This is a genomic window from Lentzea sp. HUAS TT2 (genome assembly GCF_051853195.1).
Classification (GTDB): domain Bacteria; phylum Actinomycetota; class Actinomycetes; order Mycobacteriales; family Pseudonocardiaceae; genus Lentzea.
In genome coordinates, this window is the sequence record NZ_CP196667.1 from 5,111,755 (window position 1) to 5,125,341 (window position 13,587).

13 protein-coding genes are annotated in these 13,587 nt (G+C 69.8%); 3 read left to right on the plus strand and 10 right to left on the minus strand.

Translation table 11 applies throughout. The annotated features are described in order from the left end of the window. Nucleotides 1-8: 8 nt before the first annotated feature. Nucleotides 9-701: a hydrogen peroxide-dependent heme synthase gene (gene hemQ / locus ACSHWB_RS25670; RefSeq protein ID WP_439655826.1), complete on the plus strand. Its 693-nt coding sequence runs from the start codon at nucleotides 9-11 to the stop codon at nucleotides 699-701. On the opposite strand, the gene ACSHWB_RS25675 is transcribed toward hemQ, so the two are convergent. The 10 genes from ACSHWB_RS25675 to ACSHWB_RS25720 all read right to left on the minus strand — a co-directional run bounded on the left by ACSHWB_RS25675 (nucleotide 688) and on the right by ACSHWB_RS25720 (nucleotide 10,561). After that, entirely contained in the window at nucleotides 688-3,777 is a 3,090-nt protein-coding gene (locus ACSHWB_RS25675; RefSeq protein WP_439655827.1) for a S8 family peptidase, read from the minus strand. The two genes, hemQ and ACSHWB_RS25675, sit on opposite strands and share 14 nt — an antisense overlap. 174 nt (nucleotides 3,778-3,951) lie before the next feature. Further along, the gene (locus ACSHWB_RS25680) at nucleotides 3,952-4,323 is read right to left on the minus strand and encodes a hypothetical protein (protein WP_439655828.1); all 372 of its coding nucleotides are present in this window, start codon (nucleotides 4,321-4,323) and stop codon (nucleotides 3,952-3,954) included. Further along, nucleotides 4,316-5,134, minus strand: coding sequence for a DUF692 domain-containing protein (locus ACSHWB_RS25685; RefSeq protein WP_439655829.1), 819 nt, complete (start codon nucleotides 5,132-5,134; stop codon nucleotides 4,316-4,318). The genes ACSHWB_RS25680 and ACSHWB_RS25685 overlap by 8 nt, the downstream gene beginning before the upstream one ends. Beyond that, on the minus strand, nucleotides 5,134-5,916 hold the full coding sequence (locus ACSHWB_RS25690) for a TIGR04222 domain-containing membrane protein (RefSeq protein WP_439655830.1): 783 nt from the start codon (nucleotides 5,914-5,916) through the stop codon (nucleotides 5,134-5,136). The genes ACSHWB_RS25685 and ACSHWB_RS25690 overlap by 1 nt, the downstream gene beginning before the upstream one ends. Further along, a complete protein-coding gene (locus tag ACSHWB_RS25695) occupies nucleotides 5,916-6,659 on the minus strand; it encodes a TIGR04222 domain-containing membrane protein (protein ID WP_439655831.1) in 744 nt (247 codons plus the stop codon). Before ACSHWB_RS25695 ends, ACSHWB_RS25690 begins: the two co-directional genes overlap by 1 nt. Before the next feature lie 10 nt (nucleotides 6,660-6,669). After that, nucleotides 6,670-7,458, minus strand: a complete 789-nt coding sequence (locus tag ACSHWB_RS25700) for a TIGR04222 domain-containing membrane protein (protein ID WP_439655832.1) — start codon at nucleotides 7,456-7,458, stop codon at nucleotides 6,670-6,672. Nucleotides 7,459-7,547: 89 nt separating this feature from the next. Next, complete coding sequence (locus tag ACSHWB_RS25705) at nucleotides 7,548-8,456, minus strand: TIGR04222 domain-containing membrane protein (protein WP_439655833.1); 909 nt, start codon at nucleotides 8,454-8,456, stop codon at nucleotides 7,548-7,550. Nucleotides 8,457-8,704: 248 nt separating this feature from the next. After that, nucleotides 8,705-9,127, minus strand: a complete 423-nt coding sequence (msrB, locus tag ACSHWB_RS25710; protein WP_093605244.1) for a peptide-methionine (R)-S-oxide reductase MsrB — start codon at nucleotides 9,125-9,127, stop codon at nucleotides 8,705-8,707. Between the two features lie 125 nt (nucleotides 9,128-9,252). Then, the gene (locus ACSHWB_RS25715) at nucleotides 9,253-9,543 is read right to left on the minus strand and encodes a hypothetical protein (RefSeq protein ID WP_439655834.1); all 291 of its coding nucleotides are present in this window, start codon (nucleotides 9,541-9,543) and stop codon (nucleotides 9,253-9,255) included. Nucleotides 9,544-9,607: 64 nt separating this feature from the next. After that, nucleotides 9,608-10,561, minus strand: coding sequence for an asparaginase (locus ACSHWB_RS25720; protein WP_439655835.1), 954 nt, complete (start codon nucleotides 10,559-10,561; stop codon nucleotides 9,608-9,610). Nucleotides 10,562-10,664: 103 nt separating this feature from the next. On the opposite strand from ACSHWB_RS25720, the gene ACSHWB_RS25725 reads away from it, so the two are divergent. Beyond that, nucleotides 10,665-11,318, plus strand: coding sequence for a GntR family transcriptional regulator (locus ACSHWB_RS25725; protein ID WP_439655836.1), 654 nt, complete (start codon nucleotides 10,665-10,667; stop codon nucleotides 11,316-11,318). Nucleotides 11,319-11,328: 10 nt separating this feature from the next. Further along, nucleotides 11,329-13,584, plus strand: a complete 2,256-nt coding sequence (locus ACSHWB_RS25730; RefSeq protein ID WP_439655837.1) for a helix-turn-helix domain-containing protein — start codon at nucleotides 11,329-11,331, stop codon at nucleotides 13,582-13,584. Nucleotides 13,585-13,587 lie beyond the last annotated feature (3 nt).

Below are 13,587 nucleotides of genomic sequence, written 5' to 3' on the forward strand. Positions count from 1 at the left end.
ATGGACCTATGGCGCGCCTGAACTACAACGAGCTCAACGACACCATCCGCTACACGATGTGGTCTGTGTTCCGGGTCGAACCCGGCAAGCTTCCGGACGACCGTTCGGCTGCTGCCAGCGAGACCCAGAACTACCTGGACGCGTTGGAGGGCAAGGGTGTCGTCGTCCGCGGCGTCTACGACGTGGCGGGTCTGCGCGCCGACGCGGACTTCATGATCTGGTGGCACGCCGAGGAGATCGAGCAGGTGCAGGCCGCCTACACCGGCTTCCGCCGCACCCCGCTCGGCAAGGTCTCCACGCCGGTCTGGTCGCAGGTCGCCCTGCACCGCCCGGCGGAGTTCAACCGCAGCCACATCCCCGCGTTCCTCGCGGGTGAGGAGGCGCGCAAGTACGTCTGCGTCTACCCGTTCGTGCGGTCCTACGAGTGGTACCTGCTGGACGAGGGCGACCGCCGCAAGATGCTGGCGGACCACGGCAAGGAAGCCCGCGACTACCCGGACGTGCGCGCGAACACCGTCGCGTCGTTCGCCCTCGGCGACTACGAGTGGATGCTCGCGTTCGAGGCCGACGAACTGCACCGCATCGTCGACCTCATGCGGCACCTGCGCGGCACCGAGGCGCGGCTGCACGTGCGAGAGGAAATCCCCTTCTACACGGGCACCCGCGTCCCGGCGTCCGAACTCGTGCTTAACCTGCCGTGACCTTGTAAGCCCGGATAACAGTCAGCTCAACGGTTCCACCCTTGGCGTCCGTCGCAGTGGCCTTCAAGGAAGTCCACTGCGCGTTCGTCGGGTGGTAGATCAACGCGCTGCTGCCGACCACGCCCGCACGCCGCCACGACTGGCCGTCGTCGTGCGAGTACTCGACCCCGGTGATGCGCACCTTGCCCACGTCACCCTGGGTCTGCGTGAGCAACCCGATGCGCTGCAACGTTCCCGCGCGCACCGCGCCGTTGTCGTCGAGCTTCGGTTCGAAGCGCACCACCGACAGCGGCGGCGTCTCGACCTTGCCCTCGGTGCCCGTGGACTTGAAGGTCCACGCCGCGGACACCTTGGTGCTGTACTCGAACTGCGTGCTCCGGTCGAGGCTCATCTCGGCGCGGAAGTCGCCCTGCGGCAGCGGCACGTCCGGGAACGCGGCACCGAGCGTGGTGGCCTCGCCGAGCAGCACACCGTTGCGGTACAGGGCGGTCCTGGCCGAGTCCACAGTGGAGTAACCGTCGCCGTGGTTGGCGTCGCTCGTCAGCGGGGCGCTGACGTAGAACGTCTTGCCGGACCGCTCGACCCACCCGAACGACGCCTCGGGCAGACCCGGTGAGAACACCGGCCGTACTTCGCGTTCCTGGTAGGACCTGCCGGCCTGGTAGGTGCGGAACGCGGAGGTGACCTGTTCCTGCGCGCCGTTGGCGTGCCGGATCATGATCGCGGACTGCCAGCGCACGTTCTCGGTCGACACGTACTCGGTCGACTTCGCGCCCACCGCCACCGGGTAGAGCGCGGTACCGCCGCTCAAACCCTGCGGGGACAACGGCAACTCGCCCTTGGACGCCAGGCTGTCCGGCTTCAGGGTGCCGATCGTGGACTGGACCTCGGCCAGGTCCTTCTTGGCCGGTGCCTTGTTCAGGCCCACCGGAAGGCTGCCGGCCACCGGGTAGGCGAGCCGGTAGAACGTGTGCGGGTCGGCCGTGGTGTTGGCCTGCAGCCCCGCGATCGACGACAGGTCCGCCGCCGGCAGCGGACCGCCGGCCTGAGCGAGCCCGACGCCCTCGAAGCCGCCGAACATGGCCATCGTGCCCTGCAGGCGGGGCAGGCCGTTCACCGAGCGGCGGAACGAGATCACGCCCACCGTGAAGTCACCCGTCTCCTCCGGTGCCTTCACCGAGATCGGCTGGGCCGTGCGGGCGTCCTGCTTGATCGTCAGGTCGCCGGTCAGCTTCACCGTGGGCTGGTAGAGCAGGTCGGTGTCCCGCTCGCCGCTGTACAACGTCGTGTCGAGGAAGTACGTGCCCTTGGGCAGGCGGACTTTCACGTCGCCCACACCCCCGAGCGGCTTGAACGTGTTGTTGTCCAGGCCCACGAGGAACGTGAACGAGTCCCCCGCCTCCGCGCCGTCACGGCCGATCATGTCGATCGTGAGGGTGTAGCTCTCCACCTCGCGGTCGATGCCGACGAGCGTGCGGACGGTGTGCGTGCCGGATGTCGCGACGACCTCGCCCGCGTACGCGCCGTCCTGCGTGCCCGCGCGGGAGTCGCCGGTGACGGTGACCGACGCGGTGCCCTTGGCCGGCACGGTCACCTTCGAGGCGCCGAGCGTGAACATGCCCGCCGGGGCGTTCCCCTTCAGCGCGAGGTCGAGCGTGATCGCCGCGTCCGTCGGGTTCGAGTAGGTGATCGGCTTGGTCACCGGCTTGTCGTCGCCGTGCGGCCACTCGTGCAGGCCGAGGTTGACGGCCACGACGTCGGCGGTCAGCACCTGGCCGATCGCCGTGGCCACGTCGATGCGCCCGGCGCCCTGGTCGAACGCGCTGACGCCCTCGGCAGGCTTGGCCGTGGTCGCGAGGACCGACTTGAGCTGCGCGGGCGTCCACTCCGGGTGTTGCTGGCGCAGCAGTGCCGCGGCGCCGGCGACGTGCGGCGTCGCCATCGACGTGCCGCTGGCCGCGAAGTGGTCGGTGCCGCCGGCCTTGGCGGCGACGATGCCGACGCCTGGCGCGGTCACCTCCGGCTTGAGCCCGCTGTCCCCAGCGCGAGGGCCTTTGCTGGAGAACGGGGCGAGCTTGTCGTCGCGGTCGACGGCGCCGACCGACAGCGCGGCCTCCGCCGTGCTGGGCGAGCTCACCGAACCCGGCGAACCCGAGTTGCCCGCCGCGATGACGAACAACGTGCCGTACTGCGCCGTCAGGTCGTTGACGGCCTGCTCCAGCGGGTCGATCTCGGGGGTGTCGCCACCGCCGAGGCTCATGTTGACGACCTGGGCGCCCTGCTCCGCCGCCCAGCGCATGCCGTCGAGGATCCAGGACTCCTGGCAGCCGAACTCGACGCACACCTTCGCGTCGATCAGCTGCGCGCCCGGTGCGACACCGCCGTACTTCGCGTCGTGGCTCGCGACCGTCGACCCGACGTGCGTGCCGTGGCCGACCTTGTCGGTGTTGTCGGGGTCGGTCGTGAAGTTCTTCTCCGCGATCTGCTGGCCGGCGAGGTCGGGGTGCTTCTCGTCGACACCGGTGTCGACGATCGCGACCTTGACGCCCTTGCCGGTGATGCCCTTCTGGTGGGCGGCCGGCGCACCGATCTGGGCGACGCTGCGGTCGAGGCTCGGCTTGCGGATGCCGTCGAGCCAGACCTTCTCGCCCCGCGCCGCGGACTTGAGCGCCGTCCAGTCGTTCGAGGACCTGGCACCGAGTCTCGCCCGGCCGTCCACTATCAGCGGCATGCGGTCGCGGTAACCGAACTCCAGCAACGTGGTGACGTCGAAGAGACGGGTGTCGAGCCGGCCCGCCGCCAGGGGCTCGAACGCGTCCTTCGGCACGACCATCAGGTGACCGTCCGAGGTGCGGGCGGTCTTGAAGTCCATCTTCTCGCGGCCCTCACCGGGCTGGATCGCGACGACTTGCTCGTCGTGGCCCAGCAGGACCTTGTCGCCAGTGACGAGGGTGACCTCGTCGGCGGTCTTCTGCGGGGCGGTGCCCGCTGGCGGAGCGGCCGCGGCTGTGGCGGCCGGTGCCACGGTCAGGGCGAGCGCCGTGACGGCGCCCAGCACTTTGGATTTTCCGCGCATTCGAATCCCCTCGTGGTTCGAATTCTGCGCGCTGTGGTCCGCGCAGGCCGGAAGGCCTTTCGCGGCAAAGCGAAGGCAATGCGAAAAGGTCCCCCGACCCGTCGAACGTATCGATATAACAACGCGGTAACACAGGGCCGAACGGGGGATTCTGGCCCCTGATCCGTTCGCCCGTCAGTTCGACCGCCAGAACTTCCAGCGAGTCTTGCGTTCTGCTGACAGTTCTCCGGAAGCACGGCACCATTCCGCGAATGCCACGGCATCCTCGCGCGCGCGAGAGCCCGCACGACGTGGGTGTTCGACGGCGTAGGCGTCGAAGAGCGGCCGGAACCGGTCACCGAGCTCGTCGGCGACCGCGGGGCCCAGCATTCGCACGATGCCGCGCCGTTTCGACAACAACGCGCGCCGTTCGACGACCAGGCGTTGTTCGTCGAATCCCGCCGGTGCGGGCCCGTTCGCGAGCAATGCGTTTAGCAGCTCGGCCTGCTGGGTGGCAAGCCTTTCGCGTGCGGTCGAAAGGTCGTTCTCATTCACGATTTCAGCCACGATGTTTGTCCACGACGGCACGGATCGCGGCCAGTTCGCTCGCGATTTCGGTGTCGGACGGATAGTTGTCGTCGCGTTCCAGCAGAACACCCGGCGGGGCGACGCGCGAGCACAGTTCGTCCAGCACTTCCAGGACTTCCGGCAGAACCGCGTGGGCGTGCGTGTCGTGGTAGATGTCGCCGTGCTGTTCGCCGCCGGCCACGTGCACGTAGGCCAGGCGTTCCAGCGGGATCTCGTCCAGGAACCGCTCCGGGTCCGTGCCGATGTTGCGGGCGTTCGCGTAGAGGTTCGCGACGTCGACGAGCAGCCAGCAGTCCGTGCGCTCCACGAGCTCGGCGAGGAACTGGCCCTCGGACAGCTCGCCGTCCGGCCACTCCAGCAGCGCGGCGACGTTCTCCAGCGCGAGCGGCACGGGCAGGTTCGCCTGGGCGAGCTTGACGTTCGCGACGAGCACGTCGAGCGCGTCCTTGGTGCGGGGCACCGGCATCAGGTGGCCGGAGTCGAGGCCGCCCGCGCGCACGAAGCACACGTGGTCGCTGACCATCGGCGCGCCGACCGCCTCGGCCACGGCGCCCAGGTGCTCGACCCGGTGAAGGTCGACCGGATCGGCGCTGCCCAGCGACAGCGACACGGCGTGGGGGAGCACCGGGACGCCGCGTTCCAGCAGCAGCGTCACCGACTCCGGCAGGTGTCCGATGTGGAGGTTCTCGGCGACGACCTCGACGAAGTCCACGCCGGGCAGCCGTTCCACCGTCAGGTCGATCTCCGAACGCCAGCCGATGCCGACACCCAGGTCCTTGATGCCCGCCATCAGCCGCCTCCTCCGCCGCCACCGCCACAGCTGCTGCCGCCACCGCAACTGCTGCTGCCCGACGAACAACTGCTGCCACTGCTACCACAACTGCTGCTGCCACACCCGCTGCCGCAGCCCGCCGCGCCGGAGGCCGAACCGCTGCCGCGCCGACCGGCCTTCCTCTTCCTCTTGCGCGGCAGCATCTTGACCACGCTCTGCGGCAACCCGAAGAGGTCGCCGACGGCCTGGTTGCCGATCCTGCCGCGGAAACCCTCCAGCGCCACGGTGAGAACCCGGTCGCTCGCGGTCGTGCCCTTCAACGCCGCCCTGCCTGCTCTGGTGAGCGGTTTCGCGCCGTATGTCCAGTAAGCGAAGCCCAGGAACCCCACCGCGCCCACGAGCGTCCACGGCTCGAACAGGGCCGCCAGACCCAGCACGACGCCGATCGCGAGGAACACCCACCACGCGCCGAGCCGGGGGCGGGGGTCGCGGGTCAGCCTGCGCGCCCGCAGCTGCTGGTGCAGCGACCGCATCTCCGCGCTCTTCGCGGCGTTGCGCACGACCGCGTCGAACCGGGCCAGCCTGCGCAGGTTGACGAGGATGAACGTCTCGACCGCGGTCGAGGCACCCAGATCGGCCTGGTGCACGGCGGACACGAGCCCGTCGCGAGACACCCGCACGAGGTCGGCGTCGAGCAGCCTGGCCAGTGCGGTCTCCGCGGCCCGGCCCGGTCCCGCGACCAGATAGCCGATCTCCTCCGGGGGAATCCGCGTCGCGCGCGCTGTCGTCGGTGTCTCCATCAGTCGCCTCCTCCGCCACCACCGCAGCTGCTGCCACCGCCGCAGCTGGAACCCGAACCACAACCGGAACTGCCGCAGCTCGACCACGAACCGCCGCCGCCACCGTTCCAGATGGACCCACGCCTCGCCCTGGCGGGCTTGCGCGGGACCGTCCTCACCACCCGGCGCGGGAAGTCGAACAGCTCACCGACGTCCTTCCCGCGGACCTTGCCGTCGAAGCCGTACAGCGCCACCACGTGCACCCGGTCGCTCGCCTTCACCTGGCCCAGGGCTTCCCTGCCCGCCTTGGTGATCGGGCCGTTGCCGTACTGCCAGCCGAAGAAACCCAGTGCGATCACGGCGGCGATGAGGAACACGGGCGAGAAGAACCCGAGCACCACCGCCACACCCGCGACCACGAGGGAGAACCACCAGCTGCCGTGGCTGCGCCGAGGCACCCGCATGAGCCCCCGGCTGAGCAGCTGCCGGTACAGCTGAGCGACCTCCGTGCAGTTCCTGGTCGCCAGGACGAGCGCGTCGAACTGGATGGAGGTCCGTGCGAAGCTCAGCATCCGCGCCTCGACCGACGTGGTGGCGCCCTGGCCGTCCTGGTGCACCGCGGAGACCTGTCCGTCGCGGGACACCCGCAGCAGGCCCTGGTCGATCAGCCGGGCCAGCACCGTCTCCGCGGCCCGCCCGGGACCGGCCGTCAGGAAGCCGGCCTCCTCCGCGGACAGCCACGTCCCCTTCGCCGCTGTCGTCATGGTCTCCCCCTCAACTGCTGGAACTGCTGCAGCTACTGCTACTGCTGCTGCTGCTGCAGCTCGAACTGCTGCTGCAACTACTGCTACTGCTCGAACAACTACTAGAACTGCTGCAGCTGCTGGAACTGTTGCTCGAACAAGTCGACGTGCCGCCGCAACTGTGGTGGTCCCAGTCGTAGGAGCTGCAACTGCTCGCCGGGATGTACGAAGTGGACGACGTCGAGCGCTGCTTTCCCCTGCGCAGACCGAACAACGCCACCGAGTCCGCACTGCTGCGCGGGTTCCTCAGCGCGTACATCCACACGGTCTTGCCGTTCCTCGTGAGCCTGCCCGGGTTGCGCAGCAGGATCGCGAGGAACACCAGCAACGCCGTCAGCACGAACAGCCTCGTGTCGATCGCGAAGGCGACGAACACCGAGACGAACGCCAGCATGAACAGCACGATCCGCAACGCGATCTTGCCGCCGCGCGGCCTGCCGAACTGGCGGTGCACCATCCCGCGGGCGACGAGGCTCTCGTGCAGCGCGCCCATCTCGTGGCTCGCCATCGCGACCTGCACGACCTGGTTGATCGGACGGGCGGTGCCCTGCAGTCCGGCGAGGACGTACGCCTCCAGTGCGCTCCTGGCGCCGTAACCGTTCTGGTGGACGGCGGTCACGAGTCCCTCGCGGGAGACGCGCACGAGACCGCCGTCCAGCAGCCGGGCGAGAACGGCCTCCGCCGCCCTGCCCGGTCCCCCTGCCAGGAACCCGATCTCCTCCGCGGACCACGTGGTCCGCGAGGCCGAAGACTGGGACATCAGCACTCCCCTCACTGGTGTCGGTGCATCTTCGACGTGAGATCTACCCCTGGGTTCCTGTTGTTACCTGAATAGGACCGAACGAACGATCAGCTGCCGCCCCCGCAGCCACCACCGCAGCCGCCGCCCCCGCCTCCACCGCCGCAGCTGCTGCTTCCGCTTGAACACGAAGAAGAACTGGTCGAACACGAGCTGTAGCCACTGCCGGTGTAGCTGCCGGAACCGGAGGACGCGAGCAGTGAGGTGCGCACCGCGAGATCCGGGTAGACGACCAGGCCGCCGAAGAGGACCGCGCCGGCCGCGCCCGCGTACATGATGTCCTCGAGGCTTCCCTGCGCCCTGATGTTCGAGCTGCTCGTGGTGCGGGCCTCGGCGAGGACCCGGTTGCCCTTGCCGGTGCGGACGTGCTTGCCGCGCCGCGTGAGCAGCAGGATCAGCAGGCCGGTGACGACGAGCTGCAGCGTGAGCCAGCCGACGGCCGCGCCGAGCGCGAGACCGTTCACCCACCGCGCGACCCCGATCGCGAGCAGTACCCACAACGCGATGGATCCCTTGCGCAGCGCGCTTTTCGCGGCGGCCGGGTTGACCACGAGACCCATGTCCTCGAGGCGCTGCCCGATGGCCGTGACCACGCCGTCCTTGGAGACGGCGGGGATCATGAGGTTGACCGTGCGGTTGGTGTAGCGCTGGCTGTCGGTGACGACGGCGCGGTCCACCGCGTTGAGCGAACGCGTGGTGGACGTGACCTGAACGGTGCCACGCCGTGAAGTCCTGAGCTCACCCGCGGTGAGCAGACGCGCGATGGACGTCTCGACCACGCGCCTCGGACCGCCCGCGAGATAGGCGAGCTCGTCCATGTCCAGGGAGCGCACGGGCTGGGTGCTGTGACCCGCCCGCACGCGTACCCGGACCACGATCGCGACCAGCACGGCCAGTGCCAGCCCGATCCAGTACAGCTGAAGGAACTCCGGTCCGGACAATCCCCAAGGCCTTGGCATGCGACCCACCCCCTGACTGCCCCGAAAGTGCTTCGGTGGGTCAATGGTGTGGTCCGCGCCACAGCCTCACAAGGCTTGTTGACGAAGCCTTAGGGTTGCCGGTTCTTGGTGGTTGTGGCGGCTAGCTGGACGAACCGCCATCGACTCCGCCGGAGCCTTCGCCGTCGGTGCCGCGCAGGACGATGCGGAAGATCATGGTGCCTCCCAGGTCTGTCCGGTTCCTTGGTGACCGGACTCGGCTCAGTCTCCTATTCGGACGGAACGAGTTTCAAGGAGACGGAGTTGATGCAGTAGCGCTGGTCCGTGGGGGTGGGATACCCCTCACCCTCGAAAACATGCCCGAGGTGGCTGTGGCACGTGGCGCAGAGCACCTCCACGCGCTTCATGCCGAGCGCGCGGTCCTCCCGCAGGATGACCGAGTCACCGGCCAGCGGCGAGAAGAACGACGGCCAGCCGCAGTGCGAGTCGAACTTGGTGTCGCTGCGGAAGAGTTCGGCCCCGCAGGCACGGCACTCGTAGAGGCCCTCTGTCTTGGTCTCGGTGTACTCGCCGGTCCAGGGACGCTCGGTGCCGGCCTGGCGCAGCACCGCGAACTCGGCGGGGTTGAGCTGGGCGCGCCATTCCTCTTCGGAACGCACGACTTTGGGGGTGGCGCCGACAACAGGTTCCATGTCTCTTTATAACTCCGCCACGCCCTCAGGGCTTCCCGGCGGGGGTGTGGGCCGCGGCGCCGTAAGCCCCCGTTAAGGACTCGTTCTCGTTTGTGGCCAGCAGAGTTCGGGCCGGCGGGGTCGGCTCAGAAGATGATGGCGAGGATGTCGCCGAGCGCGAACCAGATCGTGAGGAGGACGCCCAGCAGGATGAGCCCCACCACGAGGACGGCGACGAGCCGCTGGTGCCCCGTGGTGCGGTTCGCCGAGTCGGCGAAGTCCTGCACGCCCTCCAGGTAGCCCTCGACGGTGTAGCCGGGGCGCTGCCGCTGCATCTTGTCGAGATGGTCGGCGAACGCCTTCGTCTCGGGGTCGTGTGGGTCGAGTCCGATCAGTTCCTCCTGGAACTTCTCGTTGTCTTCCTTCGAATCGCCCATAACGCCAGCTTAGTGGCTGGAGTGCGGGATTCGGTCCTGGTGACCGTTCACGGGTCGCGGGGCGTCAGCTCGCCAGCGCGAGTGACGGCCTGACCGCGCCGACCGCGCGGCCGTGTCCGAGGACCGGCACCGTGGCGAGGTCCTCGAGCCTGCTCACGTCCACGCCGAGGCGTTTGAGCACCGCGATGATGACGACCGCGCGGGCGCGCGACGAGCCGTCCGCGATCTTCAGCGCCACGCCCTCGCCGGTGGGCAGGCCGACCGCGTAGACGCCCTCGGCTCCGTCCTTCGCGATGACGCCGGGCAGGGCGTCCATCAGCGCGGTGACGTCACGGCCGGTGCCGCCGACCCACTGCGGGTAGGTGTTCATGGCGGTGGCGACGCGGTGTTCGAGGGTGCCGGGGGCGGCGGCAGCGAGCCGGCCGAACGCGCGGGCGAGGCCGGTGAGGCTGATGGCGAAGATCGGGGCGCCGCAGCCGTCCACGCCGACCTGGGCGACGGGCTCGCCGGCCACGTCCTCGATGGTCTCGCGCGTCGCGACCTGCAACGGGTGCGCCGGGTCCAGGTAGTCGGCCGTCGACCAGCCGTTGGCGACGCAGGTGGCGAGCATGGCGGCGTGCTTGCCGGAGCAGTTCATGTACTTCGGCGCCGCGGCCAGGCCCTGCGCGAGGTGCTGGGCGCGGGCCTGCTCGCCGAGGGGCAGGTCGGGGGTGCACTGCAGGGCGTCCTCGGTCAGACCGGCCGAGGCCAGGATCTGCAGGGCGCCGGTGACGTGGAAGTCCTCGCCGGAGTGGGACGCGCAGGCCAGTGCGAGCAACGCGCCGTCGAGGTCGAGGCCGCTGCGCAGCATCGCGAGGGCCTGGAGCGGCTTGTTGGACGAGCGCGGGAACGCGACGTCGCCTGGCCGGCCGATCGAGAGGACGGGCGTGCCGGACGGATCGGTGGCCACGACGGTGCCGTGGTGGACCGACTCCAGGAAGTCGCCCCGCCAGACCTCTGCCACCACTTCGTGTCCCATGTCGCCCCTCCAGCCTGTGAGTGAAACTGCCAACTGTCGACAGTTGACATGTTCGCTAGTTTAGCGGGAGGACGGCCGGTGCCGTCCAGATCAGGAGACGAAGGTGACACCCCCGACCCCCTTGCACCTCAGCCTGGCAGGGCAGGCCGTGGACGTGCTGCGAGAGCAGGTGCTGACAGGGGAGATCGCCCCGGGCTCACGGGTCAACGAGGTCGAGGTGGCGCAGCAGCTCGGCATCAGCCGCGGGCCGTTGCGCGAGGCGATCCGGCACCTGGCCTCCGAGGGGCTGCTGACGCTGGTGCCGCACCGCGGCGCGTTCGTGCCCGATGCCAGCCCCGATGACGTCAAGGCGCTGTTCGAGCTGCGCACCGCGCTGGAGTGCGCGGCGGCGGAACTGGCCGCCTCGCGGCGGACCGACGTCGACCTCGTGCGGCTGCAGAAGGTGTGCGCGGAGAGCCGGCGCAACTACAAGGCAGGGCAGCCGTTCCCGTACCGGCTGGACCTAGCGTTCCACCAGGCGTTGCTCGGTGCCGCCCGCAGCCCGTACATCGCCGAGCAGGTCCGGCTCGTGCAACAGCGCGTGGTGTTGCTGCGCAGTTCGCTGGACGACGACCCGCCGCACCAGCACGCGTCGTTGGACGACCACGACGAACTCGTCCGCGCGATCGCCGACGGTGACGCGGCCAAGGCGTCCACGGTGATGCGCAGGCACCTCTCTCGGGTGTGTGCGCAGATGCTCACGAGTTTGACCCACTAACTTCGGTTACATGATGTTCGGCGCCCGGCTCGTGCAGCACCGCAAGAACGCCGGGCTCAGCCAGGAGGAGCTCAGCGAGCGGTCCGGCGTGAGCGTCCGCGCGATCAGCGACATGGAACGCGGCCGCGCCCGTTCCCCGCAGCGCCGCACGACCGAGGCGTTGCTCGACGCGCTGGGCCTCGACGAGGACGACCGCGCCGAGCTGCGCGGACTCGCCAGGGCCGGCCGGGTCGCGCTGACCAGTCCGGTCTGGTCGCTGCCGATGTACGTGGCGGACCTCGTCGGCCGGGACGCCGAGCTCGACGCCATCGCGGAGAAGTCCCACGGGCTCGTGGTCGTCCACGGCGCCGCGGGCACCGGGAAGACCAGCCTCGCGGTGAGGGCCGCTCATCTGCTGGAGGACCGCTTTCCGGACGGTCAGCTGCTCATCGACCTGGAGGGCTCCGCACAGCCGCTCCAGCGGTTGCTCAAGGACCTGGGTGTGCCCGCCGAACACGTGCCCGAGGACGTGGTCGGCCAGACGCGGCTCTACCGGTCGTTGCTCGCGGGCAAACGCCTGCTGCTCGTGCTCGACGGTGCGCGTGCGGAGGAGGAGATCCGCACGCTCAGGGCGGATCCGGGCTGCCTCACGATCGTCACGTCCCGGCACCGCCTCGCCGGGCTGGCGGGCGCCACCTGGATCCGGCTCGGCGGGCTCACCGAACCGTGCGCTGTCGAACTGCTCGCGTCGATCATCGGGGCGCACCGCGTCGAGGCTGATCCCGAGACGGCGCGCGCACTCGTCCGGTTGTGCGGCATGTCGCCACTGGCGCTCAGGATCGCGGGCAACCGGCTCGCCAGCCGTCCGCGCTGGCCCCTCGGTCATCTCGTGGAGCAGATCGAGGAACGCCGCCTGGCCGCGCTCACCGCGGGAGACCTCGACGTGCGCGGCGCGTTCGAGGTGTCGCTCGCGCACCTGCCCGGGACCGCACGGCTGGTGTTCCGGCGGCTCGGACTGCTCGTGGGCACCCACGTCACCCCGGAGCTCGCCGCCGAACTGGCCGGTCTGCCGGTCGCCGAGGCCGAACAGGCGCTGGAGGAGCTCACCGACGTCAGCCTGCTCGAGCCCGACGACCGCGGCTACGCGATCCACGGCCTCGTCCGGACGTTCGCCCGCGGCCTGATCGACGACACCGACGCGGACGCGGACCGCAGGGTGCTCGGCTGGCTGCTGGAGACCACCGTGGCCGCCGGAGTCCTCTTCGGACAGACGGGCGACGCGCGGAGGGTCAGCCCGCGCGGCAGGGCCTTCCCCGACGTGGCCACGGGACGGCGCTGGCTGGACGAGCACCGCGACCTGCTGCCAGAGCTGGTCGAACGGGCGCAGGCCAGGGGCCTGCACGACGAGGTGACCCGCGCGGTGATCGCCCTCTCGCACTACTCGTCCATCGAACCGGGCCTCGTCTGGGAGCGCGTCTACCGCCTCGCCCTCGCCTCCGCGCGCGAGCCGTGGCAGGAGATCGTGGTGCTGGGCCAGCTCGGCTGGGTGCTGTTCGACGTGGCGGGCCGTTCTGGACCGGCGCTGGAGGTGCTGACCCGTGCGGCGCGCGTCGCGGAGGAGTCGGGGGAGACCGGGCACCTCGGCTGGGTGTGGCTGATCGCGTCGGCCGCGCACAGCGGGCTCGGTCACTTCGACGAGGCGGAACGCGTGTGCCTCAAGGCGATCGACTCGATGCACGAGCCCATGGACGAGCACTACGCGCGGTCCGTGCTCGGCGTGCTGTGGCGGTTGATGAACCGGCCGATCGCCGCCGTGACCGCCCACGAAGAAGTAGCGAAGGAACAACGCGCCTACGCCAGCACCATCTACGAACTCTCCGCACTGGGCCGCACGCTCGGATGGCTCGGCCTCGCACTGATAGACGTCGACAGGCCTGACGACGCCGTGGTGGTGTTGACCGAGGCAGAAGACGTCTACCAGCGCGCACAGATGGCCTCGTGGCTCGCACGGACGTTGTGGCACCGCGCCCTCGCCCACCGCGCGGCGGGCCGGCTCGCCGAGTCGGACGAGGACCTGGACCGGGCGCTCGCCGGGTTCCGCGCGATCGGCGACGGCGTCGCGGAGATCGAGATCCTGCGGGAGCTCGCGGACAACGCCGAGTCACGGGGTGACCACAGCGCGTGTCGGGGTCATCTGCGAGACTCGCTCGCGGCGTGCGAACGGTGGGACACCGACGCCACCCGCGAGATCGCCGCCGAGGTGCGGGAGCGCTTGGCCAGGGGATGAGGA

Coding starts and splice junctions, on each gene's coding strand:
- ACSHWB_RS25690 (WP_439655830.1), bottom strand. CDS start 5,916: ATGGAGACACCGACGACAGCGCGCGCGACGCGGATTCCCCCGGAGGAG.
- ACSHWB_RS25720 (WP_439655835.1), bottom strand. CDS start 10,561: ATGGGACACGAAGTGGTGGCAGAGGTCTGGCGGGGCGACTTCCTGGAG.
- hemQ (WP_439655826.1), top strand. CDS start 9: ATGGCGCGCCTGAACTACAACGAGCTCAACGACACCATCCGCTACACG.
- msrB (WP_093605244.1), bottom strand. CDS start 9,127: ATGGAACCTGTTGTCGGCGCCACCCCCAAAGTCGTGCGTTCCGAAGAG.
- ACSHWB_RS25675 (WP_439655827.1), bottom strand. CDS start 3,777: ATGCGCGGAAAATCCAAAGTGCTGGGCGCCGTCACGGCGCTCGCCCTG.
- ACSHWB_RS25685 (WP_439655829.1), bottom strand. CDS start 5,134: ATGGCGGGCATCAAGGACCTGGGTGTCGGCATCGGCTGGCGTTCGGAG.
- ACSHWB_RS25705 (WP_439655833.1), bottom strand. CDS start 8,456: ATGCCAAGGCCTTGGGGATTGTCCGGACCGGAGTTCCTTCAGCTGTAC.
- ACSHWB_RS25695 (WP_439655831.1), bottom strand. CDS start 6,659: ATGACGACAGCGGCGAAGGGGACGTGGCTGTCCGCGGAGGAGGCCGGC.
- ACSHWB_RS25730 (WP_439655837.1), top strand. CDS start 11,329: ATGATGTTCGGCGCCCGGCTCGTGCAGCACCGCAAGAACGCCGGGCTC.
- ACSHWB_RS25715 (WP_439655834.1), bottom strand. CDS start 9,543: ATGGGCGATTCGAAGGAAGACAACGAGAAGTTCCAGGAGGAACTGATC.
- ACSHWB_RS25700 (WP_439655832.1), bottom strand. CDS start 7,458: ATGTCCCAGTCTTCGGCCTCGCGGACCACGTGGTCCGCGGAGGAGATC.